Annotated in this window: 30 protein-coding genes; 17 read left to right on the top strand and 13 right to left on the bottom strand. The window is 68.2% G+C overall.

The window, feature by feature from the left end; genetic code table 11:
• Nucleotides 1-10: 10 nt before the first annotated feature.
• The 5 genes from cyoC to ASC91_RS11125 are packed head-to-tail and all read left to right on the top strand — an operon-like array spanning nt 11 to nt 3,611.
• Nucleotides 11-634: a cytochrome o ubiquinol oxidase subunit III gene (gene cyoC / locus ASC91_RS11105; protein ID WP_056196428.1), complete on the top strand. Its 624-nt coding sequence runs from the start codon at nt 11-13 to the stop codon at nt 632-634.
• The gene (gene cyoD / locus ASC91_RS11110; RefSeq protein ID WP_056196430.1) at nt 634-1,020 is read left to right on the top strand and encodes a cytochrome o ubiquinol oxidase subunit IV; all 387 of its coding nucleotides are present in this window, start codon (nt 634-636) and stop codon (nt 1,018-1,020) included. Before cyoC ends, cyoD begins: the two co-directional genes overlap by 1 nt.
• On the top strand, nt 1,017-1,724 hold the full coding sequence (locus ASC91_RS11115) for an SURF1 family protein (RefSeq protein ID WP_056196433.1): 708 nt from the start codon (nt 1,017-1,019) through the stop codon (nt 1,722-1,724). Before cyoD ends, ASC91_RS11115 begins: the two co-directional genes overlap by 4 nt.
• The gene (locus ASC91_RS11120) at nt 1,721-3,064 is read left to right on the top strand and encodes an ATP-binding protein (protein ID WP_082532604.1); all 1,344 of its coding nucleotides are present in this window, start codon (nt 1,721-1,723) and stop codon (nt 3,062-3,064) included. Before ASC91_RS11115 ends, ASC91_RS11120 begins: the two co-directional genes overlap by 4 nt.
• Nucleotides 3,054-3,611 carry a response regulator transcription factor gene (locus ASC91_RS11125; RefSeq protein ID WP_056196436.1) on the top strand — a complete coding sequence of 186 codons (558 nt, stop codon included), beginning with the start codon at nt 3,054-3,056 and terminating at the stop codon, nt 3,609-3,611. The genes ASC91_RS11120 and ASC91_RS11125 overlap by 11 nt, the downstream gene beginning before the upstream one ends.
• Here the strand turns inward: ASC91_RS11125 and ASC91_RS11130 are convergent, their stop codons facing one another.
• The 7 genes from ASC91_RS11130 to ASC91_RS29800 form a co-directional block, all read right to left on the bottom strand.
• Nucleotides 3,612-4,907, bottom strand: coding sequence for an FAD-binding oxidoreductase (locus tag ASC91_RS11130; RefSeq protein ID WP_056196438.1), 1,296 nt, complete (start codon nt 4,905-4,907; stop codon nt 3,612-3,614).
• A 105-nt stretch (nt 4,908-5,012) separates the two neighbouring features.
• A complete protein-coding gene (locus ASC91_RS11135; RefSeq protein ID WP_056196440.1) occupies nt 5,013-5,639 on the bottom strand; it encodes a YdeI family protein in 627 nt (208 codons plus the stop codon).
• Nucleotides 5,640-5,770: 131 nt separating this feature from the next.
• The gene (locus ASC91_RS11140; protein WP_056197227.1) at nt 5,771-6,751 is read right to left on the bottom strand and encodes an LLM class flavin-dependent oxidoreductase; all 981 of its coding nucleotides are present in this window, start codon (nt 6,749-6,751) and stop codon (nt 5,771-5,773) included.
• A 41-nt stretch (nt 6,752-6,792) separates the two neighbouring features.
• Nucleotides 6,793-7,659, bottom strand: coding sequence for an alpha/beta hydrolase (locus tag ASC91_RS11145; RefSeq protein WP_056196443.1), 867 nt, complete (start codon nt 7,657-7,659; stop codon nt 6,793-6,795).
• Nucleotides 7,656-9,014: a type II toxin-antitoxin system HipA family toxin YjjJ gene (gene yjjJ, locus ASC91_RS11150; protein ID WP_082532605.1), complete on the bottom strand. Its 1,359-nt coding sequence runs from the start codon at nt 9,012-9,014 to the stop codon at nt 7,656-7,658. The genes ASC91_RS11145 and yjjJ overlap by 4 nt, the downstream gene beginning before the upstream one ends.
• A gap of 100 nt (nt 9,015-9,114) precedes the next feature.
• Nucleotides 9,115-9,681 (bottom strand): GNAT family N-acetyltransferase, encoded by a 567-nt coding sequence (locus ASC91_RS11155; protein WP_056196447.1) that lies wholly within the window; start codon nt 9,679-9,681, stop codon nt 9,115-9,117.
• On the bottom strand, nt 9,678-9,932 hold the full coding sequence (locus ASC91_RS29800; RefSeq protein WP_056196450.1) for a DUF2917 domain-containing protein: 255 nt from the start codon (nt 9,930-9,932) through the stop codon (nt 9,678-9,680). The genes ASC91_RS11155 and ASC91_RS29800 overlap by 4 nt, the downstream gene beginning before the upstream one ends.
• A gap of 132 nt (nt 9,933-10,064) precedes the next feature.
• Here ASC91_RS29800 and gcvA point away from each other — a divergent pair, with 132 nt between their 5' ends.
• Both gcvA and ASC91_RS11170 read left to right on the top strand, forming a co-directional pair.
• Nucleotides 10,065-11,006 (top strand): transcriptional regulator GcvA, encoded by a 942-nt coding sequence (gene gcvA / locus ASC91_RS11165; protein WP_082532642.1) that lies wholly within the window; start codon nt 10,065-10,067, stop codon nt 11,004-11,006.
• A 132-nt stretch (nt 11,007-11,138) separates the two neighbouring features.
• On the top strand, nt 11,139-12,188 hold the full coding sequence (locus ASC91_RS11170) for a serine hydrolase (RefSeq protein WP_235531946.1): 1,050 nt from the start codon (nt 11,139-11,141) through the stop codon (nt 12,186-12,188).
• On the opposite strand, the gene ASC91_RS11175 is transcribed toward ASC91_RS11170, so the two are convergent.
• The gene (locus ASC91_RS11175) at nt 12,179-14,050 is read right to left on the bottom strand and encodes a hypothetical protein (protein ID WP_056196460.1); all 1,872 of its coding nucleotides are present in this window, start codon (nt 14,048-14,050) and stop codon (nt 12,179-12,181) included. The two genes, ASC91_RS11170 and ASC91_RS11175, sit on opposite strands and share 10 nt — an antisense overlap.
• Before the next feature lie 54 nt (nt 14,051-14,104).
• On the opposite strand from ASC91_RS11175, the gene ASC91_RS11180 reads away from it, so the two are divergent.
• Complete coding sequence (locus tag ASC91_RS11180; protein ID WP_157281451.1) at nt 14,105-15,019, top strand: hypothetical protein; 915 nt, start codon at nt 14,105-14,107, stop codon at nt 15,017-15,019.
• Between the two features lies 1 nt (nt 15,020).
• On the opposite strand, the gene ASC91_RS11185 is transcribed toward ASC91_RS11180, so the two are convergent.
• The 4 genes from ASC91_RS11185 to ASC91_RS29805 all read right to left on the bottom strand — a co-directional run bounded on the left by ASC91_RS11185 (nt 15,021) and on the right by ASC91_RS29805 (nt 18,350).
• Complete coding sequence (locus ASC91_RS11185) at nt 15,021-15,734, bottom strand: YebC/PmpR family DNA-binding transcriptional regulator (RefSeq protein WP_056196464.1); 714 nt, start codon at nt 15,732-15,734, stop codon at nt 15,021-15,023.
• A 102-nt stretch (nt 15,735-15,836) separates the two neighbouring features.
• A complete protein-coding gene (locus tag ASC91_RS28835; protein ID WP_082532606.1) occupies nt 15,837-16,271 on the bottom strand; it encodes a DUF6678 family protein in 435 nt (144 codons plus the stop codon).
• A 15-nt stretch (nt 16,272-16,286) separates the two neighbouring features.
• Complete coding sequence (locus ASC91_RS11190; RefSeq protein WP_056196466.1) at nt 16,287-17,372, bottom strand: S1C family serine protease; 1,086 nt, start codon at nt 17,370-17,372, stop codon at nt 16,287-16,289.
• Between the two features lie 102 nt (nt 17,373-17,474).
• A complete protein-coding gene (locus ASC91_RS29805; RefSeq protein ID WP_162247767.1) occupies nt 17,475-18,350 on the bottom strand; it encodes a PEP-CTERM sorting domain-containing protein in 876 nt (291 codons plus the stop codon).
• Nucleotides 18,351-18,527: 177 nt separating this feature from the next.
• Between ASC91_RS29805 and ASC91_RS29810 the strand changes: the two genes are divergently transcribed.
• The 7 genes from ASC91_RS29810 (at nt 18,528) to upp (ending at nt 23,192) form a co-directional block, all read left to right on the top strand.
• Nucleotides 18,528-18,974: a helix-turn-helix domain-containing protein gene (locus tag ASC91_RS29810; RefSeq protein WP_162247768.1), complete on the top strand. Its 447-nt coding sequence runs from the start codon at nt 18,528-18,530 to the stop codon at nt 18,972-18,974.
• 183 nt (nt 18,975-19,157) lie between these two features.
• Nucleotides 19,158-19,769: a DUF4124 domain-containing protein gene (locus ASC91_RS11205; RefSeq protein WP_162247769.1), complete on the top strand. Its 612-nt coding sequence runs from the start codon at nt 19,158-19,160 to the stop codon at nt 19,767-19,769.
• 79 nt (nt 19,770-19,848) lie between these two features.
• Complete coding sequence (locus ASC91_RS11210; RefSeq protein ID WP_157281457.1) at nt 19,849-20,253, top strand: hypothetical protein; 405 nt, start codon at nt 19,849-19,851, stop codon at nt 20,251-20,253.
• A gap of 6 nt (nt 20,254-20,259) precedes the next feature.
• On the top strand, nt 20,260-20,982 hold the full coding sequence (locus ASC91_RS11215; RefSeq protein ID WP_056196480.1) for a DUF1624 domain-containing protein: 723 nt from the start codon (nt 20,260-20,262) through the stop codon (nt 20,980-20,982).
• Nucleotides 20,982-21,773 (top strand): polysaccharide deacetylase family protein, encoded by a 792-nt coding sequence (locus tag ASC91_RS11220; protein ID WP_056196483.1) that lies wholly within the window; start codon nt 20,982-20,984, stop codon nt 21,771-21,773. Before ASC91_RS11215 ends, ASC91_RS11220 begins: the two co-directional genes overlap by 1 nt.
• A gap of 15 nt (nt 21,774-21,788) precedes the next feature.
• Nucleotides 21,789-22,526 carry a 23S rRNA (guanosine(2251)-2'-O)-methyltransferase RlmB gene (rlmB, locus tag ASC91_RS11225; RefSeq protein ID WP_056196486.1) on the top strand — a complete coding sequence of 246 codons (738 nt, stop codon included), beginning with the start codon at nt 21,789-21,791 and terminating at the stop codon, nt 22,524-22,526.
• 33 nt (nt 22,527-22,559) lie between these two features.
• Entirely contained in the window at nt 22,560-23,192 is a 633-nt protein-coding gene (upp, locus tag ASC91_RS11230) for a uracil phosphoribosyltransferase (protein ID WP_056196489.1), read from the top strand.
• A gap of 3 nt (nt 23,193-23,195) precedes the next feature.
• On the opposite strand, the gene ASC91_RS11235 is transcribed toward upp, so the two are convergent.
• Entirely contained in the window at nt 23,196-24,398 is a 1,203-nt protein-coding gene (locus ASC91_RS11235) for an aminotransferase class III-fold pyridoxal phosphate-dependent enzyme (protein WP_056197231.1), read from the bottom strand.
• Between the two features lie 71 nt (nt 24,399-24,469).
• Between ASC91_RS11235 and ASC91_RS11240 the strand changes: the two genes are divergently transcribed.
• Together ASC91_RS11240 and ASC91_RS11245 are read left to right on the top strand one after the other, a co-directional pair.
• Nucleotides 24,470-25,447 carry a GlxA family transcriptional regulator gene (locus ASC91_RS11240; RefSeq protein ID WP_056196492.1) on the top strand — a complete coding sequence of 326 codons (978 nt, stop codon included), beginning with the start codon at nt 24,470-24,472 and terminating at the stop codon, nt 25,445-25,447.
• A 111-nt stretch (nt 25,448-25,558) separates the two neighbouring features.
• Nucleotides 25,559-26,023 carry a hypothetical protein gene (locus ASC91_RS11245; protein ID WP_056196495.1) on the top strand — a complete coding sequence of 155 codons (465 nt, stop codon included), beginning with the start codon at nt 25,559-25,561 and terminating at the stop codon, nt 26,021-26,023.
• Nucleotides 26,024-26,025: the final 2 nt, after the last annotated feature.

Raw genomic sequence — 26,025 nt, forward strand, 5'->3', positions numbered from 1 at the left:
GACCGCTGACATGACTGCAACTGTGACCTCTCACGTCAACGGCGCCGCGCCCGTCTTCTACGACACGGGCGACCACCACCCGCAGCCCAGCACCATGCTGGGCTTCTGGCTCTACCTGATGAGCGACTGCCTCATCTTCGCGGTGCTGTTCGCCGTCTACGCCGTGCTGGGCCGCAACTACGCGGCGGGTCCGTCGGGCGCCGACCTGTTCGACCTGCCGCTGGTGGCCGTCAACACGGGCCTGCTGCTGTTCTCGTCCATCACCTATGGCTTCGCGATGATCGCGATGCAGGCCAAGCGCAAGAACCAGATGCTGGCCTGGCTGGCCGTCACCGGCCTGTTCGGCCTGGGGTTCCTGGGCATCGAGCTGTTCGAGTTCCACCACCTCATCCACGAGGGCGCCGGCCCGGGCCGCAGCGCCTTCCTGTCCAGCTTCTTCACGCTGGTCGGCACCCACGGCCTGCACGTCACCTTCGGCTGCATCTGGCTGGTCACGCTGATGGTGCAGGTGCAAAAGCTCGGCCTGACGCCCGCCAACCGCCGCCGCCTGATGTGCCTGTCGATGTTCTGGCACTTTCTGGACGTCGTCTGGATCGGCGTCTTCACCTTCGTCTACCTGATGGGAGTGCTGTGATGGCCGACCATGCCCACGATCACCACGACGACCATCACGACGGTGAAGGCGACTTCCACGTCAGCTTCAAGGGCTACGCCGTCGGCTTCATCCTTTCGGTCATCCTGACGGCGATTCCCTTCTGGCTCGTCATGGGCAAGGTGTTGCCCACACCCAAGCTGACCGGCCTGGTCATCCTCGGCTTCGCGGCCGTGCAGATGGTCGTGCACATGATCTATTTCCTGCACATGAACGCCAAGGTCGAGCAGGGCTGGTCCCTGCTGGCGCTGCTGTTCACCGGCGCCCTGGTCGTCATCATGCTGTCCGGCTCGGTCTGGGTCATGTATCACATGAACGCCAACATGATGCCGACGCCCGATCCCGCCGCGATGCGCAACATGCCGTGATCCGCGCGGCGCGCCTGGCACTGATCGTCGCCACGGCGCTGGCCAGCGTGGGCTTCCTCGCGCTGGCCGTTTGGCAGTTCCAGCGCCTCGGCTGGAAAGAAGACCTCATTGCCCGCGTCGAGCGCCAGGTTCATGCGGAGCCGGTGTCTCCGCCAGCCGCATCGGTTTCAGTATCGAAGGCCGACGAATACCGCCGCCTGCGCCTGCGCGGCCGCTTCGAGCCGCGCGAGGTGCTGGTGCAGGCCACGACCGAACTGGGCGGTGGCCACTGGGTGCTGGCGCCGCTGCGCCTGGACGACGGCACGGCCGTCCTCATCAACCGCGGCTTCGTGCCGCCCGAGCAGCGCGCGCCCGAACAGCATTCCGCGCCTGCCGGCCCCGTCGAGCTGACGGGCTTGCTGCGCCTGACCGAAACCGGTGGCGGCCCGCTGCGCAAGAACGTGCCTGCAGAAGGGCGCTGGTACTCGCGCGATGTTGCTGGCATTGCGACCGAACTTGGCCTGACGGGTCCCGTCGCTCCTTTCTTTGTCGACGAGTCCGCCGACCCTGCCCAACCCCGGCGCTGGCCTCGCCCGGGCCTGACGGTGATCCGCTTCGCCAACAATCACGCCGTCTACGCCATCACCTGGCTGGCGCTCGCGGCCATGTCTGCGGCTGCCGCCATCTATCTGCTCCGCGAAGAGCGCCGCCGCTCCCTGCCTTGAACCCCACGCCGCTGCTCCCCACCGCCGAACCTGCTGAGCCAGTCATCGTCGCGCCCGAGCGTCGCGCTGGCCGCGCCAACCTGCGCCAGCTCATCGAGCTGCGCTGGCTGGCCGTCGTCGGCCAGCTCGCCACCGTGCTCGTCGTGCATGTCGGCCTGGCGATCACGCTGCCCTGGGCCGAGATGCTGAGCCTGCTCGGCATCCTGGTCGTCTTCAACCTGTTCAGCATCTGGCGCAACAAGCTCACGCAGCCGGTGTCGCAGATCGAGCTCTGCATCGCGCTGCTGGTCGACGTTGGCGTGCTGACCGGCCAGCTCTATCTGGCCGGCGGCAGCGACAACCCCTTCATCTACCTGTATCTGCTGCAGGTCGCCGTGGCCTCGGTGCTGCTGCGGCCGGCCTATCTGATGGCCGTCATGCTGAGCGCGGTGTCGGGCTTCGTGCTGCTGACGCAATGGCACCGCCCGCTGCTGCTGGATGCCTCATCGCCGACGACGCTGTCGCCCAACTACCTGGGCGGCCTGCTGCTGTGCTTCGTGCTCAATGTCGGCCTGCTCAGCGTCTTCATCGTGCGCATCAACCGCAACCTGCGCCAGCGCGATGCCGAGCTGGCCGAGCTGCAGCAGCGCGCGGCCGAGGAGGTGCACATCGTGCGCATGGGCCTGCTCGCCAGCGGCGCCGCGCATGAGCTGGGCACGCCGCTGGCCACGCTCAGCGTCATCCTGGGCGACTGGGCCCATATGGCCCCGTTTGCGGGCGAGCCCGAGCTGCGCGAGGAAATCGAGGAGATGCAGCGCCAGATCCTGCGCTGCAAGGCCATCGTCACGGGCATCCTGATGTCGGCCGGCGAGATGCGCGGCGAGGCACCGCGGCTGACGACGCTGCAGGCCTTCACCGACAGCCTGGCCAAGGACTGGCGGTCCGCCCACGCAGGCGCCGATCTGGCCCTTCGCAACAAGGACCTGCCCGAGGTCGAGATCATCTCGGACAGCGCATTGCAGCAGGTCGTCGCCAACCTGCTCGACAACGCGCTCGAGGCAGCGCCAGGCATGCCGCTGACCCTCGTCGCCACCTGCCCGGACGAAGCCACGCTGCACTTGAGCGTGCGCGACAACGGCCCCGGCTTCGACGCCGACCGTCTCAAGCATTTCGGCGAGCCCTACCAGAGCAGCAAGGGCCAGCCGGGCCGTGGCATGGGCCTCTTCCTGTCGGTCAACGTCGCGCGCACCCTGGGCGGGCGGCTGGAGGCTCGCAACCGCGAGGGCGGTGGCGCAGAGGTCGTGCTGACGCTGCCTCTGGCTTCGCTGCTGCCGCGACAATCCGCCACTCATGCCCGCTGAAGCAGACCGTTTGCTGCTCATCGTCGAGGACGACGACAGCTTCGCCCACACGCTGACGCGCTCCTTCGAGCGCCGCGGCTGGCGTTGCCTGCGAGCCACCGGCCTGGACGACATGAAGGCCCTGCTCGACGAGCTGCCCGAGGACGAGGAACTCGGCCATGCCGTCGTCGACCTCAAACTGGCTGGCGGCGCTTCGGGCCTGTCCTGCGTACAGGCCTTGCATGGCTGGGACCCGGAGGTGCTGATCGTCGTGCTGACCGGCTATGCCAGCATCGCGACGGCCGTCGAGGCCATCAAGCTCGGGGCCTGCCATTACCTCGCCAAGCCGGCCAACACAGACGACATCGAAGCCGCCTTCGCGCGCAAGCAGGGCGATGCCGACGTGGAAGTGACCGAGCGCCAGACCGCGTCCATCAAGACGCTGGAATGGGAGCGTATCCACGAGGTGTTGGCCGAGACCGACTTCAACATCAGCGAGACGGCGCGGCGCCTGGGCATGCACCGGCGCACGCTGGCGCGCAAGCTCGAGAAGCAGCGCATCAAGTGATCAGCCGGGCAGCCTCTCCTTGAGCGCGTCGCGAAGCTCGGCCCAGCTGTAGGTGGCCTGGGCCGCCAGCAGACCCGCCTGGCCGAAGACCGGCGTCAATCCGTAGCGCCGCAAGGCGGCGGGCAGGTCCGCGCGGCCGCTGATGGCGTCCGCCAACCATTCGCCGGCCACCGTCGTCGGCGCCACGCCATGGCCGCCAAAGGCCTGAGCGAACCACAGGCCCGGCGCCAGCTGGCCGATCTGCGGCATCTTGTGCCGGGCATAGCTCATGAGCCCACCCCAGGCATGCGAGACGCGCACCGCGGCGAGCTGCGGATAGACCTTGAGCAGGTCCGCCTGCAGCATCTGCGCAATGCGCGCGGGGTCGCGCTCCTGGATGGAGATGCGGCCGCCCCACAGCAACCGGTGATCGGCGAGCGCTCGGTAGTAGTCGAAGGCGAAGCGGTTGTCGTAGAGGGCGGCGGGCGTGCGGATCGGTCGCAGGTTGGGCGGCAACGGTTCGGTCGCGATGACATAGGTTGCGATGGGCAGGCGCGCGCCGGTCAGGGCTGGCAGCATGGCCTTCAGATAGGCACCACCGGCCACGACGACCTGGGCCGCGCGGATCGAGGCGTCATGTGAGGTGCGCAGCACGAAGCCACCGGCGGCAAGGCGCTCGATGCTCATCACGGCACTGTGCTCGTGCACCCTGCCACCGGCATGCTCGATGACGCGAGCCAGCCCCAACGCGTACTTGAGCGGATGGAAATGGAAGGCATCGCGCTCCAGCAGAGCGCCGCCATAACGCTGTGTGTCCAGCCACTGCCGGACCTGGGCAGGCTCGATTTCGTCCCAGGTGACGCCGAAGTTCTCGCGCAGCCAGCGCGCCTGATCGCGCAACTGGCGCTCGGCGCGTGCGCTGTGCCTGAACCAGTTGAGCAGCAGAGCGCCGCCCTCTTGCCGGTCGCAGTCGATGGCGTGGGCCTCGATGCGCGAGCGGATCAGTGCGATGGCTTCGCGGCTATGAGCGTAGAACTCACGCGCCGCTGCCAGGCCCAGGTCGCTCACCAAGTCCGCCGCGTCGCGGCTGTAGCCGCCGAACACGAAACCGCCATTGCGCCCTGACGCGCCATGGCCGATGGTCTGCGCCTCCAGCACCGCCACGCTGGTGATGCCGCGCTCCTGCAGCCCGCGCGCCGCGGCCAGGCCCGCAAAACCGCCGCCGAGCACGGCCACTTCCACGTCAGTGGACGAGTCGGCCAGCGGCTGGAAGGTCAGGCGCGGGGCGGTGACGGCGTAGTAGGTCTGGGTTTGCATGCGCTCGCATCGGGCTCAGATCTGCCGCACCCACTGCGTCTCAGCTATCGGCTGTCGGAACTGCAACTCCGTGCGTTGGCCGGTTGGGGGGGCAGCGCTGATGGCCTAGCCGGGCTTGGGCTTGGGCTTGGGCTTGAAGATATGCACCGTTTCGCCGCGGGCGAGCATGTCCACCAGTTGCGCGATGCGCCTGGCACGCGTCTCGGGCTTGACGGCGGTCTGGATGCGCCAGAGCACGGCGTAGCGGTTGCTCGCGTTGACGGTGGCGAAGAAGGCCTTGGCCGGCGGATTCGCATCCAACGCTACCGCCAGGTCGTCGGGCACGGTGGACGTCTTCGCGCCGTCGTAGGCCTGGGCCCAACGGCCGTCGGCCTTGGCGGCCTCGACCTGCGCCTGGCCGGGTGGCTGCATGCGGCCCGCCTTGATCAGCGCGGCCACTTTTTCGACGTTGATCTTGGACCAGACGCTGCGCGCACGCCGCGGCGTGAAGCGCTGCAGGAAGTGCTGGTCGTCCAGCCCCTTCTTCTGGCCGTCGATCCAACCCCAGCACAGCGCGATCTCCACCGCCTCGGGGTAGGTGACGCTGGGCTCGGCCGCGCCGCGCTTGGCGATCATCAGCCACAGGCCGTCGGACTTCGCGTGGTTCTTCTTCAGCCAGGCCTCGAAGGCCCTGGCGTTCTTGAACAGCGTCGGGGCGACCTCGGCCGGGGCGGCGGGCTGGGCGGCGGGCATGCGCGCAGTGTGCCGCAAGCCCGGATGGCGTCGACGGGGCAGGGCCGCTTCAGGCGACGCGTCCCTATGAGATTCCAGACTGGCTGGACGCCGAGGCACTTATTCACGGTGACTCGGACAGCGCGCGCAACTCAGAGCCGCGCCAGCAGCTCGTACGAACGCCTGCGCAGTGCATGGTCATGCACTGCGCAGGCGACGATGAATTCATCCGCCTGCGTGCGCTCGCTCGTTTCCGCCAGCCCGGCGCGCACGGTCTCCGGCGAACCGACGATGGATTCACTCAGCATGCGCTCCACCTGCATGCGCTCAGCCGGTGACCACAGCGCATCCATGCTCGGCACCGGCTCGGGCAGCTTGCCGCGCCGGCCGCGCACCATGCCCAGGAAGCGCTGCTGAGCCGACGTGAACAGGTACTGCGCCTCGTCGTCGGTTGGCGCCACGATGATGTTCAGGCCCACCATCGCGTGCGGCTTGGGGTGGCGAGCGCTGGGCTTGTAGGTGGAACGGTAGATCTGCAGCGCCTGCATCAGCATCTCGGGCGCGAAGTGCGACGCGAATGCGAAGGGCAGGCCGAGGTGGGCGGCGAGCTGGGCCGAGTACAGGCTCGAGCCCAGCAACCAGATCGGCACCTCGGTGCCCTGGCCCGGCACGGCACGCACTTGCGCCTGCGCGGCCAGTGGCGCGAGGTAGCTCTGCAGCTCCAGCACATCGTTGGGGAAACCGTCCTCGCCGCTGCTCTCCAGGCTGCGCCGCAGCGCGCGCATCGTCGGCCGGTCGGTGCCGGGCGCGCGGCCCAGGCCGAGGTCGATGCGGCCGGGGAAGAGTTCGGCCAGGGTGCCGAACTGCTCGGCGATGGTCAGCGGCGCATGGTTGGGCAGCATGATGCCGCCGGCGCCGACGCGGATGCGCTGGCTCGCCGCGGCCAGTTGGCCGATCAGCACCGCAGTGGCCGAGCTGGCCACGCCTTCCATGTTGTGGTGCTCGGCCACCCAGTAGCGCGTATAGCCCAGCGTGTCGGCCAGGCGCACGAGGTCCAGGCTGTTCAGCAGGGCTTCACGCGTCGTGGCCCCTTCGACGACGGGCGCCAGGTCAAGGATGGAGAGCGGGGGCAGGGTAGACATGCAGGCATCTTGCCGGCGCCGGCTTGGCCCTGTCAGCCACCGGCTTTGCGCAAATGTGATTGCAACCAAGGCAGCAGGCGACCGCGGTAGGCCGAGGCGTCGAAGTCGTGCAGGTCCTCATGGCCGGCACCCGGCACCGGCCAGAGCGCCTTGGGCTCGGTCGCCGCGGCGAAAAGCTGCTCCGTCTCGACCCAGCGCGTTGAGCGATCCGCGGTGCCCGACGCGACCAGCAGCGGCGCGTGAACAGCCTTGATGGCCTCGATGGGACGCAGCTCATGCACGCCCAGACCCAGGCGCAGCGGGATCTGCAGCAGCAACAGCGGTGCGGCCCAGGCGCCGGCCGGGCCGAGGCGCGCCACCAGGCGGTCTTGCACGGCATCGGTGATGGTGGGGTAGACGGACTCCAGCACCATCGCATCCAGCTCGGGTTGGCGCTCGGCGAACAGCAGCGAAGCGCCGCCCAGCGACACGCCGATGCCGCCCAGCTTTTCGCCCGGCAGGCGGGCGCGCAGCCAGCCCAGTGCCGCCTGCACGCCCAACGCCTCGCGGCGCCCGAAGCTGATGCGGTCACCGCTGCTTTCGCCATGCGAGGGCAGGTCGATCAGCAGGCTGCCAATGCCCTCGCGCTGCAGCCAGCGGGCGCGTTCCAGCATCTGCAACCGGTTGCCACGCACGCCGTGCAGCAACAGCACCGCGCCTTCACCCGGGCGGCCGGGCAGGAACCAGCCGCTGACCTGCTGGCTGCCGCCGTAGGGGAGGCGCAGCGCCTCGGCCCGCAAATCGGGCGGTGGTGGGCCGATGGAGTCGCGGGCCGGGCGGGTCAGCCATTCGCCGGCGGCCAGGCTGACCACGACAACACCCAGAGCCAGCAGCAGCGTGATGAGGAGCAAACGGTTCATGCGACGGAGGCTGCCTGCTCAAGCGCCACGGCGTTGTCGGCGCACAGCATGCGAAACGGTAGGCTGATGCGCTCATCCGCCGCGGCGGCCTGCCAGAACCCGCGTGCGCGGGGCAGCACACGCAGCCAGCGATCCCGCTCCACCGGCAGCGGCAGGGTGGGTGTGAGCGGCGGGGACAGCACTTCGCCACCGGCCAGCGGTGCGTAGCGCATGGGGAGCTGGTCGTAGCTGGGCGCCAGGCTCAGACCCGCGGCGTCGTGGAAGAAGCACAGATTGCCGCCATGCATGTCGCTGTTGGCGATGAGTTGGCCGAAGAGCTGGCGCTCGGCGACCCGCTCGGCATCCGCCGTGCTCAGCAGGCCGTGGGCGGCCAGTGCAGCGGCCACCCGGGTCCAATCGTTCGTGGCCTCACCGACGAGGCCGGCATTGACGCTTTCGAGGCTGACGACCCCTCGCCGCCCGTGCGGGCCGATGCGGTCGAAGCGTTCGCTTTCCAGGAAGTGGCGCCCCTCATGTGCCAGCAGCCGGGTGTGCGCCGCCTCCAGCCCCAAGGCCGCCGCCGCCAGCTGCTCGCAGACCAGCAGGTCGCGCCAGCGCTGCACCGTTGCGGACTCGTCGGCGCCCGAGAACTTGACGACGCAATGCGGTGTCGCCATGCCTGCCAGTTCGCGTGCCACCGTGAACTTGGGAAATTCGCCGCCCGCCGATGAGCCGGGCAGTGCGCCTTCCATGGCCTGGGCTGCCAGTTCGGCGTAGCGGGCTGGCAGTCCTGCCTCATGCAGCGGCGCCGGCGACGCCAGCCTGGCATCGAGAAAACGGCGCAGGACGGCGTCTCCCACCAGCAACTCGCCCGGCAGGTCGTCGCCGAGACTGCTCAGGGCCAATAGCAGGGCATCGTCGTCCCAACTGCGTGGGTCGGGGGACAGGCCCAGGCCGGCGGCATGCCGGCGCGCGAAGTTGCGGCCCAGGAAGCCCTGCGGCCGCAGGTCATAGAGCGGATAGGGCAGGCCCTCGTACCAGCCGTCGCGTGCGGCGTCGGGCGCCGGCCAGGCGGCGGCCAGGGTGTCGAGATGGCAGCCTTGCGGCCAGATCGGGCGCAATTGGGCCAGGGCCTGAGGGCGGCCATCGGCAGCGATGCGGTAGAGCTGGGCCTCAACGCGTTGGCCACGGAAATCACGTCGCCAAGCGACGCGCCGACGCCGGGTCTGACCCGCCGCCACGACGGCGACACCGGCCGCTGCAACCAATCGCTGGGCGGTCTTGGTCGAGCAGCCCAGGGCCGCGGCGATGTCCGCCAGCCCCAGAGGGCCGCGTGGCCGCAGGAGTTGTTCGAGGCTGGTGAGGTCGGCGGACATGGTTCAGGAAGCGTGTCCTGAATTTTGTCCTCAATTTATTACGAAAATCAAATGAAAATCAATGAGTTGCTGAATTTGTTCGTCACTGAGTGTCCTTAGTTCAGGCATCAATCACCGGATCATTTGTGCAGAGCACCGCGCGCACCAGTTGTGCGCCGTCTGGATGGGCCGTCAAGCGGGCGCCTTGGTCGCGCATCAGCGCCAGCATGCGGCGGTTGTCGGCCAATATGTCGCCATGCAGACGCTGCACGCCGTGTTGTCGTGCATGGGCGGCCAAATGAGCGATGAGGCGCCGGCCCAGGCCGCGGCCCTGCCACTCGTCGGCGACGGCCAGCGCGAACTCGGCGCGCTCGGGGCGGTCTTCGTCATGCACATAGCGCGCGTCGGCAATGACGGGATGGCCGGAGGCTTGGGCTTCGACCACCCAGGCGACGTGCTGGCTCTGGTCAACTTCGGTCAGCAGCTTCAGCAATGCGGGGCTGAGTTCGCGCAGGCCGATATGGAAGCGCTTGTGGCGCGAGTCCAGCGACAGTGCGCTGAAGAAGGCCTGCTCGGCAGCGGCATCCGCGGCGGCAATGGGGCGCAGGCGGACCTGGTGCCCGCCGGCCAGCATCCAATGCTCGGGCGCCTCGGTGGCGACGGGCGCTGGCGCCAGCAGCGTGTTCACTGCCGCGCTCCGGTCGCCGCCGGCCTCAGGTCCAGCACCGCCGGGCCGCTCAGCGCGCTGACGGTGACCGCCTCATCGGTCTGCACGACAAAGCACTGGCCGGGTTCCAGCACGATGTCGCGCGAATCGTGGTCGATGGTGATCCACAGCGTGCCGGACGCGCTGCACAGATGGGTGGCGCGGGCCTCGGGCAGGCGCGAGATCTGGCCGCGTTGCAGCAACAGCCGGGTGCGGGGGACGTCGATCAGCATGGTGTGCTCCTGGGGCGGCGGACTGGCATGCCGGGTTGGCATGCTTGCGTTGCGGCCGTCTGACGCGGATAGTGCCGCTTGGCCACCTTGCCGACAAACGATCATTCGGAAGGCTTCGCATTCCACCAGCGCATGCCAACAAAGCCCGTTGACCACCTCCCACCGCTGCAGTTGCTGGCCGCCTTCGAGGCGGCGGCGCGGCATTTGAGCTTCACCCAGGCTGCCGAAGAGCGCTTCATCACGCAGTCGGCCATGAGCCGGCAGATCCGCGCGCTGGAGGACGAACTCGGCGTGACGCTGTTCGAGCGCCGCCACCGTGCGCTTGCATTGACCGAGGATGGCCAGCGCCTGCACGCCGCCTGCTCGACGGCCTTGAACACCTTGCGTGTGGCCGTGCGTGCGGTGCGTGAGCCGCACCAGCGCCAGATGCTGGCGTTGACGACGACGCCGGGCTTCGCGTCGCTGTGGCTGATCCCACGCCTGACCGGCTTCACCCGTGCCCACCCGGGCATCGACGTGCGCCTGGATGCCGGCCTGGGCAACCGCAACCTGGCCAGCGAGGGCTTTGACCTCGCCATCCGCTACAGCCCGGTCGGCGCGGCTCAGGGCCAACAGCTGTTTGCCGAATCGATGGTGCCGGTCTGCAGCCCACGGCTGGTGGGCGAGCTGGGCCTGCCGCTGCGCGAGCCGCCCGACCTGGCCCGGCACACGCTGCTGCATCTGGCCATGGATGGCGACAGCGCCGGCATGCCGGCCGAATGGGAGCCCTGGCTGAGTGCCTGGGGCCTGGTCGATCTGCGGCCGGCGGCGCGCTTGAGTTTCTCGAGCTATTCCGAGGCCATCGCCGCCGCCATTGCGGGGCAGGGCGTGGCGCTGGGCCGGCGGCCGCTGGTGGATGCGCTGCTGGCCAGCGGCCAGCTCGTCACGCCGTTTGATGCCGGCATCGCGTCGGCGCGGGCCTATCGCCTCATCGTCGACCCGGCGGCCAAGTCACGCCCGGCGGTCAAGGCCTTCGAGCAGTGGTTGCTGGCGCAGTGTGACGTGGGATCAAGCGCCGCCCCTCAACCTCTCTGACTTACGTCATCGGTCAGAAGCTGCCGCACGATGACGGGTTGCGCCAAGGTTCGACACCTCAACTCACCCACGCTCCGTCCTGAACAGCCTATGAAATTTGGAAGAGAGACCCTCGTCATCCTGACGGCGGCATTGCTGTTGGCACTGCCTGGCCTCGGCCGCGCCGCTGATGCCATCGAAACCTCGAACGATCAGACGCGCCGCCTGATTCAACAGACGATGAAGGAACAGCGCATACCGGGGCTGCAGGTTGCCGTCGTCAAGGACGGCCGGATCGTGCTGTGCGAAAGCTATGGCTGGGCCAACGTCGAAAACCGTGTGCCCGCAACGGCCAAGACATTGTTCCCGCTCAACTCCGGCACCAAGCCGCTCACAGGCGTTGCGTTGATGCAGTTGGCCGAGGCCGGCCTCGTGAATCTTGAGGCACCGGTATCCCGCTATCTCGATGACCTGCCGAGCGCTTGGCAGCCCATCCGCGTGCGGCAGTTGCTGGCGCACACCTCGGGGCTGCCTGATATCGTCGATCAACCCGGCCCCGTCACTGGCAGCACTGAAGCGGCCATGTGGAAGGCGGTCAAACAGCAACCCATGGAAGCGCCGCCCGGTGAGAAGTTTGCCTACAACCAGACCAACTACGGCCTGCTGGCTCAGATCATCGTCAAGCAGGCCAAGATGCCCTACGAGCGCTACATGAAAGAGCGGCAGTTCGCGCTGGCCGACATGCCGCTGACGACGTTCGGCGACAGCTATGACCTCGTGGCGAACGCTGCAACGATCTACAGCCGCTTTCCCCGCAGAACGCTCGCGCCGGACGATGCCGATCGCCTGTCTCACTGGGTCTACGAGATGCCCTACAGCCTCCATGCGGGAGGCGGCATCCAGACGACGGCCACCGAGCTGGCGAACTGGATCGTCGCGCTGTCCAATGGCCGGTTCATCAGCGCGGCCAGCGCGCAGCGCATGTGGACACCCGAGAAGCTGAGCAGTGGTGCTGAAGGCAGCTGGGCGGCCGGCTGGCCTGTGCTCGCCTCAAGCCCGAAAAGGCAGGTCGCCGGCATCGGCGGCAACCGCGCGGCCTTCATCGTTTATCCGGACGAGGGCTTGGCCGTCGTCGTCTTGACGAATCTGGTCGGCGGCAATCCGGAGAGATTCATCCCCCAGATCGCTGCGTTCTACAAGTGATGGGTCGCTGGCGCAGCCACATGGCTTGAGATGCCGGGGTCGGCGGACACAGCGCGCAGCGTCCATTCCCGCGCTTGCGTGGCGTCGACGCTTGCGTCGCGTGCCTCACGCAGCAGCGCCGCGGCGAGGCGGGCCCGCCAGCGCTCGGCCGCAGCCAGCGCCCAAGTCTGCTCGCTGAGCGTCAGGCAGGGGCCACGGTAGAGCTTGAGGGCGGCGTCCAGGGCCCCGGCGGCGGCAGAGCTGCCAGCAGGTGAGTGCTCGTGCTCAGTCAGGCGGTCGTTCAGGGCCTGCACGTCGACCCAGACGCAGTCCGCGTTCAGGCGCACGCCATGGTCCTGCACCAGCAAGGCGGCGTCGTGGGCCAGCAGGCGGCGCAGCCTCGCGACGGTGACCTCGAAGGCCTTTTGCCGCCCCTCACGGCCGTCACCGGGCCACAGCTCGCGGGCCACGGCCTCGGTTGAGGCGGCCTCGGTGCCGCGGCAAGCCAGATAGCGCAGCAGTTCGAGCGGCTTGCTGGCGGCCTTGCGCCCTTCCGCTGAACGCACGGCGCCGGCGTCGTTGCACATCTCAAAGCCACCCAGGGCACGGACCTTCACCGACCAGGGCCAGGTCTCCGGCGCGCCGGGCGGCGCCGCGAGCCGGCGTGTGCGGATGGCCGAGCGCACCCAGTCCGTCTCGGCGCCTTGAACCAGGGCCTGGCAGAAGATCTCGCCGATGTGCAGCGGCAGCAGCGGCAGCACGCCGGGCCACTCCAGTTCGCGCAGCGTGCGCATGGCGCGGGCCAGGGCGGCGTCCGGCAGGGCGCCCCAGCCATTGCGCTGGCCGATGGCGATCAGTGCGGTCAAGTCTGCCAGGCAGCGCAGGCGTGCCGCCAGATAGCGCGGCAACTGCATCTCGCCCAAGCCTTGAAAGCGCGCTGCAGCATCCTCGGCATTGCCGCAGCCAATCAGTGCATAGCCCTCCTGCACGAGGTAGGTGACCTGGTAGCCGGGCCAGGCGCCACTCATCTGCAGATGGCCCAGAGCCCGCCGCGCATGGCCCAGGGCCGCATGGAAGTCGCCCTCAAGCAGGGCCACGCGGCAGCGCACATCGGCCTGGTCGGCCCACCACAGCGGCGTGCTGGCTGCATCGCCCGCGGCGGCGGCCTGGGCTGCCAGGGCCAGCGCGGCTGCTGGGTCGCTGCTGCACTCCACCAGGCGTGCGCGCTGCAGTGCCGCGACGGCGGCCAGCCCCGGTAGATGGTGTTCGGCGGCCAGCTGCTGCGCCAGCACCAGCCGCTCACGCGCTTCGTCGACCTTGGAGAAGGCATACAGATGCCAGGCTGCAACGATGGCCCAGTGGCCGCGCCAGAAGGGAGAGGCATCTGGCTGCTGCTCAACAGAGGCGACCTGCGCGAACAGCAGCTCGAACTCCGCGTCTTCGCCATGGCGCTCGCAAAGCTCACCCAGCGCGCAGGCCAGCGCCAGCGAGACGTCGTTCGGTGCACCTCGGGCGCGCTCCATCAACAGCGCCACATTGGCGGGCGGCCACGCGGGCAGCACGCCGTAGTCATGGGCAATCGAGGCCCCGGCCCAGGCCAGCAGGCCTTCGATGCCGGTGCCGGCTGCGTCCGGGCCGACTGCGGTCAGTACGCCCAGCATGGCCATGGCGTGGCGGTAGAGGCAGGCCTGCAGGTGCTCCACCAGCACCACCAAACCGGCTGCTCCCGCGGCGAGCGCCACCTGTCCGTCGGCCTGAGCCCGCAGCGCCAACGCCGCCGCGCTATCCAGCGCGCCAGGGGCCTGCACCGACAGCGCCCGCAAGACGTCCAGCAACTCGCCCGACCGCTGCGCGGCTGCCGCTTCAGGCTGCGATGGGTTCATCGCCGAATGCTAGGGCAGGCCCAGGTGCTGTGGGTCATCTGTGGGTGGTGCAGGGTGGCTGCGCCTTCCATCATCGAACTGCAGCCTGCGCACCGCCGGCGGCGCAAACGGGAGCTTGCAATGCACAACGATCTTTCACCGGCCCGGCGCTTCATGGCCGTCGCCTGCCTGGCCACAGCCTGCAGCAGCGCCACTTGGGCGCTTCCGCTAGCCCCAGGGGTCACCCGCGAAATCAACTTCGTTTCCGACCACTCGACGTGCACCGGCCTGCTGCCGCTGGGCGGCGACTCCGTGTCGTGCACGCTGACGAATGGCGCGGACCTGACGGCTTCGTTTGCCGACTACTACGGCAGCCCTTCGAGCGGAAGCGCCCATGTTTTCGTCAATGGGATGGACATGCACTTGTCCGTCAAGTCGACACCCTCCACGGTGCCGACCTCCGTCATCGATGCCGTCCAGTTCGACCAGTTCATGATCACGGGGCCCACGCCCACGGTGCAGGTCGGCGTCACGGTCACCCTCGATGGCACCACGGCTCGAAGCGCTTCCGGCTTTGTGCTGACCAGCTACACCTTCATCAGCGGCAAACGTTCGCTGACGCCGAGCGCCTCGGCGAACGCGGTCGCAGATCGGATTGCCAATGACCCGTCACGTGACGTGCTCGCCTTCGGCCGCACCGCAACCTTCAGTGGCGGCGTCACTCAACCCACCCTCCATCGCGTCGATTCAGCCTCGTTCACCGCAGTGGTCGGCACGCCGTTTGAGCGCGGCTTCGAGTTCGCGCTGTCCAGCCTGAACTCATCCCTGAGCTTCAGCGCGCGCGTGGAGTATTCGCTGCCGGAGGGCTACACCCTGACGTCGGCCCGGGGGCTGTTGGTGAACGCCGTGCCGGAAAACCGCAGCTGGGCGCTGATGCTTGCCGGGCTGGTCAGTCTGGGCGGCATGCGCCTGGCACGGCGCACCAGGTGAGTCAGCCCGCCAGCCCGGCGTACACGTGCTGCACGTCGTCGTTGGCGTCCAGCGCGGCGAGAAAGCTCTCCACCTCGTCCAACTGCTCGGCGTTCAGGCTTGCCGGGTCGATGGGGTTCTTGGGTCGATAGCCCAGCTTGGCGCTGAGCACCTTGAAGCCCTGCTCGGGCAGGGCGCGGCTGACGAGGTCGAGGTCGGTCGGTTCAGTCAGGAAGACGGTGACGCCTTCTTCGTCGGGCGGCAGCAGGTCCTGCGCGCCGGCTTCGATGGCGGCGGTGTCGGCGTCGGCGCCTGGCGTGGCAGGCTCGGCTTCGATCATGCCGACGTGGTCGAAGTCCCAACCCACCGAACCGGCCGTGCCGAGCTGGCCCTTGCGGAACAGCACGCGCATGTCCGACGCGGCGCGGTTCACGTTGTCCGTCAGCACCTCCACCATCACCGGCACGCGGTGCGGCGCAAAGCCTTCGTAGATGGCCTGCTCGAAGTGGACGACCTCACCGGTCAACCCGGCGCCTTTCTTGATGGCGCGGTCCAGCGTCTCCTTGGGCATGGACACCTTGCGCGCCTGCTCCACCACCAGCCTCAGCCGCGCGTTGTCCTTCGGATCAGCGCCGTGGCGCGCGGCAATCATGATGTCCTTGGACAACTTGCCGAAGAGCCGGCCCTTGGCATTGGCGGCGATGTCTTTGTGTTTGGCTTTCCATTGCGCGCCCATGGGGTGTCCTGTCGTTTGTCTAGTAAGCCCAAGTCGCGTGACTTGTCGGGCGGGTCGCTACTTTACGGGGTGGCTCTTGCCGATCTCGCCCCTGTCGTCGCGCTATTGAGGTGCGAAATCGTCGTAAGACCTTGGTAAATAACCCCAGATACGTACGACGTCGCCACGCTGCTCGAAGTCGAAGCCAATCTTTTCCAAGATTGGCAGGATTTCGTTTCGATGGTCAATGCTCTCTCTAGGAAGCAGCTTTCCTATGAATGGCCCCTCCTCGGACAGGCCGATGTCAAACCATTCGACAGCTTCAAACGGAAAGGGCAGGTGATAAAACCATTCGACATCCCAATTCGAGACGGTGCCATCAACTGATTTCGAGCGATAAGAAGGACGCCAGCCATCAAGAGCGCGGATGTGAGTGATCAGCTCGTTCCATCGTGTGTTGTTAGACGCACTGGCTAAGTTCCTTGTGGTGACCGCGGCACGAGTCCGCTTTCGCGCTTGATCATCATTTCGCGCATCAGCCATAGGTAAATCGTTCAAAGCCTTCCCCTCGTTCTAGTCTGAGCTACCCAGCGTTGCCGTGACCTTCCGCGTTTGCCCCGCCCGCCACACCGTCAACGTCACCTTCTCCCCGATCTGCCGCGTCTCCAGCAGCGACAGCATGTCGTCCAAGTCAGCCACCGCCACGCCGTCGACAGCCGTGATGACGTCCCCCTGCACGATGCGCCCGCTGCGATCCCTGCCGAAGGGTTTCAAGCCCGCCGCCGCAGCCGGGCTGGCGTCCGCCACGTTGACCAGCAGCACACCCTTGGGCGCCCCCAGCGCCTTGGCCAGGTTCTCCGGCCCGGCTGTCACGCCCAGCGCGGGCCGGATGAAGCGCCCATCTCGAATCAATCGCGGCACGATGCGATTCACCTCGTCCACCGGAATCGCAAACCCGATCCCTGCACTCGCCCCGCTCGGGCTGTAGATGGCCGTGTTGACGCCGATCAGCCGCCCCGCCGAATCCAGCAGCGGCCCGCCCGAATTGCCAGGGTTGATGGCCGCATCGGTCTGGATGGCGCCCTTGATCGTGCGTCGCGTGACCGATTCGATTTCGCGGTTCAGCGCCGAGACGATGCCGGTGGTCAGCGTCTGGTCCAGGCCGAAGGGGTTGCCGATGGCGTAGACCTTCTGGCCCACCTGCAGATCGCGGCTGGCACCGACCGCGATTGCCGGCAGCTTCTCGTGGGGCGCTTCGATGCGCAGCACGGCAATGTCGCGGTCCGGGTAGGCGCCGACGAGCTTGGCTGGAAAGCTGCTCTGGTCGTTCAGCGTGACGGTGGCGCGGTCGCCGCCCTGGATGACGTGGAAATTGGTGACGACGTGGCCGGCGTCGTCCCAGATGAAACCGGTGCCGGTGCCGCTGGGCTGCTCGCTGGTGCGCAGCGAGAAGAAGTCGCGCTGCACGCTCAGCGTGGTGATGTGCACCACCGACGGCGACACGCGTTTGAAGACGCCGATGTTGTTCAACTCCTCGGCGTCCAGCGCGCCGCGGGCGTTGACGGCGCGAGGCTGGGCTTGAGCCTTGGCGAAAGCGGGAGCGCAGCCGAGGAAGAGCAGCGCGACGGCGAGAGTGAGGCGGCGGGGCAGGGTGGGCACGGGGCGTCGGCGGGAGTGGCGTCGATCCGCATTTTGGGCACAACTCCGGGCTCCCGAGGCCCGCCGCTTCACGCCGCCCGTGCTGCCCTCCCGGGCGTGCGCTCAAGCCCGGGGCCGCTTCACCCGGCGAGAACTCAGGCCCGCCACGAGCGCCGCCAGAGTCAGCGCCAGGCTGGCGGGCTCGGGCAGCCGGCTGTAGAAGGTGTGGTCTGTCACGCCGAAACCTCTGCCCGAGTAGTTGCTGCCCTGGTAGCCGGTGCTCTCGTCAAAGGTGAAGGCGGTGGTGCTGAAGTAAAGGCCGTCGATGCCCGCGATGCGGCCATTGAGGATGTCCACCGCCTGGCCCGGCAGGAAGCGGGAGCGCAGCGCCGCGAGCGAGTCGGCACCGCTGTGCGTGTACTCGCCGATGTCGTAGAGCGCGTACATGTGATCGTTTGCGTCGATGCGGCCATCGCCGCTGGTGTCGAACCAGAAGTCGAGGAAAGGAATTTCCTCGCCGCCGTAAGCCAGGGCCAGGAAATGGAAGATGCTCTGCTGAACGTATTTGCCGGTGGCCGGGTCCTTGTAGAGCACCTCGAACTTCTGATCGTGCTCGGCGCCGCTCCAGATGTCGTCCGGCCCACCGGCCCCACCGCCTGGGCCGCCAGGGTTGCCAACGGCGCGGGTGTGGTTGACGACGTCGCAGAGCGTCAGTTTCTTCGCGGCGTCGGGAATTTCGCGCTTGCCGCTTTGCCCGCCCGCCGCGATTTCTCCGACGTGATCCGAGGCGACGATGGTGCCGCCGTTTCGGCGATCCGTGTAGTTGATGGTGAAGTCCAGCGCCGTGCGGGTGTAGTTGTGCTCGATCACATAGGCGTTGCGCTGGCTGCAGTCATTGCTGTTGGCCTCGGGGCCGGTGTCGGCCAGCGCGGGCAGCGCAAGAGCCAGAAGCGGCAAGGCAACCCACCGATGGCTGCTGCGGGTGTGAGGACAGGGCATGGTGTGTCTCCTTGGAGGTAGGCACCGATCGCAACGCCTATATTGGCTGTTGTCAGAAGGCGTGCCCTTGCCGGCTGATTCCTCCGGTAGCGAGCATCGAACGTGCCAGTTGCCGACTCCAGACGGAAGCGTCAGAAGGCATGTCGCACGCCGGCGGCCATGCCCGGGAGGTATTTCATGACCCAACTGCCCGACGCGGCGCTCGATGCGCTGCGGCAGATGTTGCGAATCGGATCCGATCGATCGGCCCAGGAGCAGGCGCTGCACCGTCTGCATTGCGTTTGCCTGGTGGCCTGCGGGCGCAGCTGCTCGGAGGTTGCGGCATGGTTTGGCGACAGCCCCCGCAGCCTGCAGCGCTGGGTTCGGCATTTTCACGGAGTCACCGTCATGCTGGTGGCAGAGCGTGCGCCGGGACGGCCGCCGCGGCTGACCGGTGTGAAGTCGCTGGAAGTGGCTGCAGAGCTCCGTACGTCGCCCAGTGGCTGCGGTTACGCCAAAGGGCGATGGGATGGGAAGCTGCTGCAACAGCATCTGCGGGAGCATCACGGCGTCTGCCTGAGCTTGCGCCAGTGCCAGCGCACCTTGCACGATGTCTTGGCAAAGCCAGCGCCCCCGAGCGCCTGACATTGCGTCAATGTTCTGTCGTGTCCGGCGCCCACCGGGAGGTCGTGGCCTTGGCGCTCGACTTCGACTGTAAAGAACATCGACAGGGCAGCGCGTCGCATCCAGCGCCTGGCCTGTCGGCGCATGGTCCGGTGATGCGTTATGCGAGGATCGAATTCAAAGGGATGGTTTGAGATGCGGCGAGTGAGTTCGTGCTTGGGGTTGGCGATTGGCCTTGCGCTGCTGCCTTTTGGCGCTGGCGCGCAGCAGGTCTGGAAGTGCGAGCTGAACGGTCAGGTGCGCTTCAGCGACAAGCCCTGCCCGGGCAGCGGCCAGCCGGTAGCCGAGCGCAGCCTGCAGCCCAATGTCGTCGAGAGCCTCAAGCCGGAGTTGATCCGCGCCACCATGGGAGCAGCGTCCGCGGCTTCGGCGCCCATCGCGACGGCGGGCAATGCCTGCCCCGGTGACGGCGAGATTCGTGGCATGGAAGTCCGCGCCAATTCGACGACGCTGGGCGATGCGGAACGCCAGTTCCTGCAGGACGAGGTGCGCCGCGTGCGCCAGTGCCGTGCAGGGCAGGGGCGCTATCGCGAGGCCGACTGGGCCATCAGCCGCGAGGCCCAGGCGGCGCAGACGCAGCTGAGCGATCGCGCCCGCTATGACGCGCGCCTTCGCGCCGAGGCGATGCACAGTGCGGCCGACCCCGACGAGGGTGACCGCATCAACCGCCGCCGCATCGCCGAGGAGAAGATGCAGCGTCGCCAGCAGCAGCGACTGCAAAGAATTCAAAACCCCGCCTCCGCGCCGGCTTCCTAGCGCTCACCCGTGGGGGCACGGCGTTTGCCGATGGTCTGCGCGCAGTCGGCGCGCTGCCGGGGCTGCGTGGAGATCCACGATGAAGCGCTTGGCTGCAGGGTTGGGAATGTGTCTGGCAATGTGGCTGACATGCGGCGGTGCTTGGGCGCAGCAGGTCTGGCGGTGTGAAGTGGACGGGCAGGTGCGCTACACCGACCAGCCCTGCGAGAAGAGTGGTGTGCCCCTGCCGGCGCGCAACCTGCAACCGAATGGGGTGGAGATCCCCAGCCCCGCCGCCTCGGCAGCGTCCGACGTGCCGGCTTCGGCGCGCCCCGCCGAAAACGCCGCCAGCCAGCCACCGCTGGCGCCGCCGCCTCGCCGTGTTGCTAGGGCGCGTGGCGCGCGCGGGCCGCAGTTCGCGATGCAGGGGCTGATGCAGACCGATTTCGTGCAGCGGGGCTATGTGCCGAGGCGTCAGAATCCGGCGTCCTCGCCGACTCCCTAGCCCTGCATGCCCACGGCCGCCGCCGACCCATCGCCCCCCCGTTCCGATCGCCTCGACGCCCTGCGCGGCCTGGCCATCGTCTGGATGGCCGCGTTCCACTTCGGTTTCGACCTGAACCACTTCGGCTGGATCCGCCAGGACTACTACCGCGACCCGGTCTGGACCTGGCAGCGCATCTGCATCGTCAGCCTCTTCCTGTTCTGCGCCGGCGGCGGCCAGGCCCTTGCGGTGCTGGCGGGGCAGGGCGCTGGCCGCTTCTGGAAGCGTTGGAGCCAGGTAGCTGGCTGCGCGGCGTTGGTCTCGCTGGGCTCGTGGTTCATGTTCCCCAACAGCTGGATCAGCTTTGGCGTGCTGCATGGCATCGCGGTGATGTTGCTGCTGCTGCGGATGGGCCTGAGCCGGTTGCCGAACGCGGTGCTGCTGGTGCTGGCCGCGCTGGCCGTTGCGGCGCCACGGCTGGTGCAACTGCCCTTTTTCGACACGCGCTGGACCAACTGGGTCGGCCTCGTCACCCACAAGCCCATCACCGAGGACTATGTGCCGGTGCTGCCGTGGCTGGGCGTCATGCTGCTCGGCTTTGTCGTCACGCGTGCCTGGCCCGGCCTCTGGACCGGCAGCGCGCCGCGGCCGCTGGCTGTGCTGGGGCGCTGGTCGTTGAGTTTTTATATGGTCCATCAGCCGATGTTGATCGGCGTGCTGATGGTTGTTCAAGTGCTGAAAGGATCGTGATGCGGGCACTGCTTCTGGCCGCCGCTGGCCTGCTGATGAGCTGGACAGTCCAGGCGGCGCCCTTCGTGTGGCCGAACGGCGCGCAGGCGGCCGTCAGCCTGGGCTATGACGACGCGCTGGACAGCCAGCTCGATCATGTCGTGCCGGCGCTGAACAAGCGCGGCCTGAGGGCGAGTTTCTACATTCCCATCAACGGGCCGACGCTGCCCGGCCGGCAGAACGAATGGAAGGCCGCCGCCGCGGCGGGCCACGAGCTCGGCAACCACAGCCTCTTTCACGGCTGCTCGGCCAAAGGCCCCGGCCGCGAGTGGGTGCAGCCGCAGCGCGACCTGGAGCGCCAGATGCCGGCCCAGGTGCAGGAGCAGGTCATCGCCGCCAACACCTGGCTGCAAGCGCTGGACGGCAAGGCCCGCCGCACGTTCACGCCCCCGTGCCTGGACATGCAGGCCGGCGGCCAGGATTTCGTCGCGGCACTGAAGCCGCATTTCGTCGCCTACCGGGCTGCCGGCCCGGCCATGGCTACCGATGCTGCCGCGCTCGACCCCTATGCCATGCCGGTCTATTTCGTCGAGGGCTGGAGCGGCGAGCAACTGATCGCCCTGGTCGAAAAGGCGGCGGCCCAGCATGCGCTGGTGTCGCTGCTCTTTCACGGCGTGGGTGCAGAACACCTGAGCGTCACGCGTCAAGCGCATGACCAGTTGCTGGACCATCTGGCCAAGAACAAGGCGCGCTTCTGGACTGACAGCTTTGTGAACGTCATGGAGAACGCGAGGAAGCAGGCCGGCCGCTGAACCGACAATGCGGCCATGAGCTCCCCCAAGTCCGTCCTGTTCGGCTTCCACGCCGTCACCGTCCGCCTCAAGACCCATCCGGCCTCGGTCGCCGAGGTCCATTTCGACCCGTCCCGGCGCGACCAGCGCATGCGCGCCTTCGTCGAGCGTGCCAAGGAGGCCGGCGCCAAGCTGGTGGAGAGCAACGACGAGCGTCTGAGCCAGATCGCCGGCAGCCCGCGCCACCAGGGCGTCGTGGCCCGGGTGCAGGCGCTGGCCCAGCTCCATTCGTTGGACGATGTGCTGGACGCGGTGGAAGGCCCGCCGCTGGTGCTGGTGCTGGACGGCGTGACCGACCCGCACAACCTCGGTGCCTGCCTGCGCGTGGCCGATGGCGCTGGCGCCCATGCCGTCGTCGCCCCCAAGGACCGCGCCGTAGGCCTGAACGCCACGGTGGCCAAGGTGGCCAGCGGCGCGGCCGAGACCGTGCCCTATCTGATGGTCACCAACCTGGCACGGACCTTGAATGAGCTGAAGGAACGCGACATCTGGGTGGTCGGCACGTCTGACCAGGCCGAGCGCTCCATCTACGACCTGGACCTGAAGCGCCCGGTGGCCTTCGTGCTGGGCGCCGAGGGCGAGGGTATGCGCCAGCTGACGGCCAAGACCTGCGACGAACTGGTGCGCATCCCGATGGCCGGCGCCGTCGAAAGCCTGAACGTGTCGGTAGCGTCCGGGGTTTGCCTCTACGAGGCTCTGCGTCAACGTCGATAATTCTGACTATTCAGAAAAAATAGGAAGCCCGCCATGGCCGTCATCGAAGTCAAGCACCCCCTCGTCAAGCACAAGATCGGCCTGATGCGCGAGGTCGACATCTCGACGAAGAAGTTCCGCGAGCTGACCGGCGAGGTGGCGCGGCTGCTCTGCTACGAGGCGACGGCCGACTTCCCGCTGGAGAAGACGACGATCAACTGCTGGAGCGGCCCCGCCGAGATCGACCAGATCGCGGGCCGCAAGGTCACCGTCGTGCCCATCCTGCGCGCCGGCCTGGGCATGCTGGACGGTGTGCTGGACATCCTGCCCAACGCCAAGGTCTCGGTCGTGGGCCTGGCGCGCGATCACGAGACGCTCAAGCCGGTGAACTATTTCGACAAGTTCGTGGGCAACCTCGACGCCCGCACGGCGCTGATCATCGACCCCATGCTGGCCACGGCCGGCAGCATGATCGCCACCGTCGACCTGCTGAAGGCCCGCGGCTGCAAGGACGTGCGCGCCCTGGTGCTGGTGGCCGCCCCCGAGGGCGTGAAGGCCCTGCAAGCGGCCCATCCCGATGTGCGGTGCTGGACGGCGGCCATCGACAGTCACCTGAACGATGTCGGATACATCATCCCGGGCCTGGGCGACGCGGGCGACAAGATCTTCGGGACCACGCAGGGCTGAACCTCAACCCAGCACCTCGCGCAGCGCCCGGCGCAGCAGCGCCAGCCCCTCGTCCATCTCGGCCGCGCTGATGTTCAGCGCCGGCATCAGTCGAATGAGGTGAGGGCGGGGCGCATTGAGCAGCAGCCCTACCGGCTCCAGCGCCTGGGCGGCCGCCACCACCTCGCCCGCGACGTCTGACGGCAGCACCAGAGCCCGCAGCAGGCCGAGGCCCCGTTCGCCCACCAGGCCGTGATCGTGCGCGACGGCCTGCAGCCCGGCGGACAACTGCGCCGCACGCTCGCGCACACCGGCCAGGAACTCCTCGCGGCAGACCTCGTTGACCACGGCAAGCCCCACCGCCGCCATCAGCGGGTTGCCGCAGAAGGTGCCGCCCTGGTCGCCGGGCAGGAAGCAGTTGAACGCCTCCTTGCACAGCAATGCCGCCAGCGGCACGCCGCCACCCAGGCCCTTGGCCAGCGTCATCACGTCGGGCTCGATGCCGAAGTGCTCGTAGGCGAAGGCATGCCCGCAGCGACCGATGCCGGTCTGCACCTCGTCGGCGATCAGCAGCACGCCGCGTTCGGCCGTCAGCGCGCGCAGCTCGCGCACGAAGCCCGGGTCGGCCACGACGACGCCCGCCTCGCCCTGCACGAATTCGATCATCACGGCCGCCGTGAGTGGCGTTATTGCGCGCTCCACCGAAGCGATGTCGTTGAGCCGCGCCTTCACGAAGCCGCCGGGCATGGGCGGGTAGATCTCGCCCCAGCCCGGCTTGCCCGAAGCGCTCATCATCGCCAGCGTGCGGCCGTGGAAAGCCTGCTCGAAGCCGATGATCTCGTTGGCGCCGCTGCGCATGCTGCTGCCCCAGCGCCGCGCGAGCTTCACCGCGCCCTCGTTGGCCTCGGCGCCCGAGCTGGCGAGGAAGACACGGTCGAAGCAGCTTGAATCCACGAGGCGCCCGGCCAGGTCCAGCAGCGGGCGGTTGTAGTAGGCGGGGCTCGGGTTCAGCAGCCGCTGCGACTGCGCCAGCAGGGCCTGCGTGATGAGAGCCGGGCTGTGGCCCAGGCTGTTGACGGCCCAGCCCTGCACGAGGTCGAGGTGGCGCTTGCCGCCCTCGTCGGTCAGCCAGGCGCCCTGGCCCGAGACGAAAACCGTGTCGGGGCGGCGGGTGATGGTGATGAGGTCGTGTCCGGGGTCGGTCATGGTGGGTGCTTCGTGGTCCATGGCCACAGTTTGTGTGGGTTGGCCCATGGCCGCCATGACGCAGTTCCCACCTTTCCTGCCATCATGTCGGCATGACCTGCCGCATCGCCTTCGTGCTCTTCCCGGGCTTCCAGCAGTTCGACCTGGCCGGGCCTATGGCGGTGTTCGAGCTCGCCCGCCTGACGCGGCCGGGCAGCTACGACTGGCGGCTGGTGGCGAGTGCGCCGCCTGCCGTGCACAGTTCGGCCGGCGTGGCCTGGCCGGTGCAGGGGCTGCCGCGCCATCTGGGAGATCTCGACCTGGTCATGGTGATCGGCGGCGATGGCGTGGACGCCGCCTGCCGCGACGGCCGCCTCATTGCCTGGCTGCGCAGGGCCAGCAAATCGGGCGCGCGCGTCGCCAGCATCTGCAGCGGCAGCCTCGTGCTGGCCGCCGCCGGCCTGCTGGATGAGCGCACGGCCACGACGCATTGGTCACGCAGCCGGCAGTTCGCCACAGACTTTCCCGCCGTGCGCCTGCAGCCCGACCGCATCTACGTCCGCGAGCCCGCAGTCCGCCAGCTTGGCTTGCCGGAACTCTGGACGAGCGCCGGCATGACCGCCGGCATCGACCTCTGCCTGGCACTGCTGGCCCACGATCATGGCGAAGACCTCGCGCGGGAGGCCGCACGCCAGCTCGTCGTGGAGCGGCGGCGGCCCGGCGGGCAGTCGCAGTTCTCGCCGCTGCTGGACCTGCAGCGCCCCGACGGCCGTTTCGGCGCGCTGCTGGACGAGGTGCGGCGCGACCTGAAGCGCGATCACCGCGTGGACGAGTTGGCCGCCAGGGCCTGCATGAGCCCACGGCATTTCGCGCGCTGTTTTCACGCCGAGACGGGCGCCACGCCCGCGCAGGCGGTCGAGCAACTGCGCGTGGAAGCGGCGCGCGCGGCGTTGGAGGGCGGATCGACGTCGGTGCTGCGGGTGGCGCTGGAATGCGGCTTCGGCAGTACCGAGCGCATGCGGCGCGCCTTCCTGCGGCTGCTGGGCCGCCCGCCGGCGGCGTTTCGGCCGGGTGGCGTCGGCGCAGGGTGAACTTTCACCAACGCGGGGTTGATCCCCGCGGTCGCTGCCTTGCGTCAGTACAGGCAGGCAAGCCATCTCGGCGAGCCATCGACCTGATCCAACGGACTCAAGGAGCCCATCATGGCCACGCTTTCCACCCCCACCATCACCCTCGGCGCCGTCAATGGCAGCAAGCGCGACGTGACCGTCGCCGGCACGATGACCTTCGACGCGAGCGATGTCGGCCGCACTTATCGGCTGGAGATCGAGCTTTTTGGCGAAGACCTCGCCGGCGACCATCTGCCCTCCGGCGACGGCGGTGCCGACGACCTGATCAGCACCTTCACCTGGCTGGCCGGCGGCCTGCTGCTGCGCCCCTACAAGGCCGTCTCGGTGCTGGCCGCGGGCAGCGTCAACTACTCCGAGAAGCGCGCCATCGACACCGCCAAGCTCGACGAGGACGCCGGCACCGAGATCGTCGGCTGGGCCGACATCCACACGCCCATCATCATGCCGCGCTCCGACGAGGTCTATGCGCAGGTGACGCTGGGCATGTCCCCCGTCAGCAAGCGCTCCGTGACCACGCAGGCGGGCCTGGGCGTCTGAGA

The organism is Pelomonas sp. Root1237 (genome assembly GCF_001425055.1).
GTDB lineage: Bacteria > Pseudomonadota > Gammaproteobacteria > Burkholderiales > Burkholderiaceae_C > Pelomonas.

What these genes read in the sequence shown, in the direction of transcription:
- ASC91_RS11235 (WP_056197231.1), bottom strand. Translation starts at nt 24,398, where the DNA reads ATGGACCACGAAGCACCCACCATGACCGACCCCGGACACGACCTCATC.
- ASC91_RS29805 (WP_162247767.1), bottom strand. Translation starts at nt 18,350, where the DNA reads ATGCCCTGTCCTCACACCCGCAGCAGCCATCGGTGGGTTGCCTTGCCG.
- gcvA (WP_082532642.1), top strand. Translation starts at nt 10,065, where the DNA reads ATGCCAACAAAGCCCGTTGACCACCTCCCACCGCTGCAGTTGCTGGCC.
- ASC91_RS11240 (WP_056196492.1), top strand. Translation starts at nt 24,470, where the DNA reads ATGACCTGCCGCATCGCCTTCGTGCTCTTCCCGGGCTTCCAGCAGTTC.
- ASC91_RS11215 (WP_056196480.1), top strand. Translation starts at nt 20,260, where the DNA reads ATGCCCACGGCCGCCGCCGACCCATCGCCCCCCCGTTCCGATCGCCTC.
- ASC91_RS11220 (WP_056196483.1), top strand. Translation starts at nt 20,982, where the DNA reads ATGCGGGCACTGCTTCTGGCCGCCGCTGGCCTGCTGATGAGCTGGACA.
- cyoC (WP_056196428.1), top strand. Translation starts at nt 11, where the DNA reads ATGACTGCAACTGTGACCTCTCACGTCAACGGCGCCGCGCCCGTCTTC.
- cyoD (WP_056196430.1), top strand. Translation starts at nt 634, where the DNA reads ATGGCCGACCATGCCCACGATCACCACGACGACCATCACGACGGTGAA.
- ASC91_RS29800 (WP_056196450.1), bottom strand. Translation starts at nt 9,932, where the DNA reads ATGCTGATCGACGTCCCCCGCACCCGGCTGTTGCTGCAACGCGGCCAG.
- ASC91_RS11245 (WP_056196495.1), top strand. Translation starts at nt 25,559, where the DNA reads ATGGCCACGCTTTCCACCCCCACCATCACCCTCGGCGCCGTCAATGGC.
- ASC91_RS29810 (WP_162247768.1), top strand. Translation starts at nt 18,528, where the DNA reads ATGACCCAACTGCCCGACGCGGCGCTCGATGCGCTGCGGCAGATGTTG.
- ASC91_RS11130 (WP_056196438.1), bottom strand. Translation starts at nt 4,907, where the DNA reads ATGCAAACCCAGACCTACTACGCCGTCACCGCCCCGCGCCTGACCTTC.
- ASC91_RS11210 (WP_157281457.1), top strand. Translation starts at nt 19,849, where the DNA reads ATGAAGCGCTTGGCTGCAGGGTTGGGAATGTGTCTGGCAATGTGGCTG.
- ASC91_RS11125 (WP_056196436.1), top strand. Translation starts at nt 3,054, where the DNA reads ATGCCCGCTGAAGCAGACCGTTTGCTGCTCATCGTCGAGGACGACGAC.
- upp (WP_056196489.1), top strand. Translation starts at nt 22,560, where the DNA reads ATGGCCGTCATCGAAGTCAAGCACCCCCTCGTCAAGCACAAGATCGGC.
- ASC91_RS11135 (WP_056196440.1), bottom strand. Translation starts at nt 5,639, where the DNA reads ATGCCCGCCGCCCAGCCCGCCGCCCCGGCCGAGGTCGCCCCGACGCTG.
- ASC91_RS11185 (WP_056196464.1), bottom strand. Translation starts at nt 15,734, where the DNA reads ATGGGCGCGCAATGGAAAGCCAAACACAAAGACATCGCCGCCAATGCC.
- yjjJ (WP_082532605.1), bottom strand. Translation starts at nt 9,014, where the DNA reads ATGTCCGCCGACCTCACCAGCCTCGAACAACTCCTGCGGCCACGCGGC.
- rlmB (WP_056196486.1), top strand. Translation starts at nt 21,789, where the DNA reads ATGAGCTCCCCCAAGTCCGTCCTGTTCGGCTTCCACGCCGTCACCGTC.
- ASC91_RS11175 (WP_056196460.1), bottom strand. Translation starts at nt 14,050, where the DNA reads ATGAACCCATCGCAGCCTGAAGCGGCAGCCGCGCAGCGGTCGGGCGAG.
- ASC91_RS11145 (WP_056196443.1), bottom strand. Translation starts at nt 7,659, where the DNA reads ATGAACCGTTTGCTCCTCATCACGCTGCTGCTGGCTCTGGGTGTTGTC.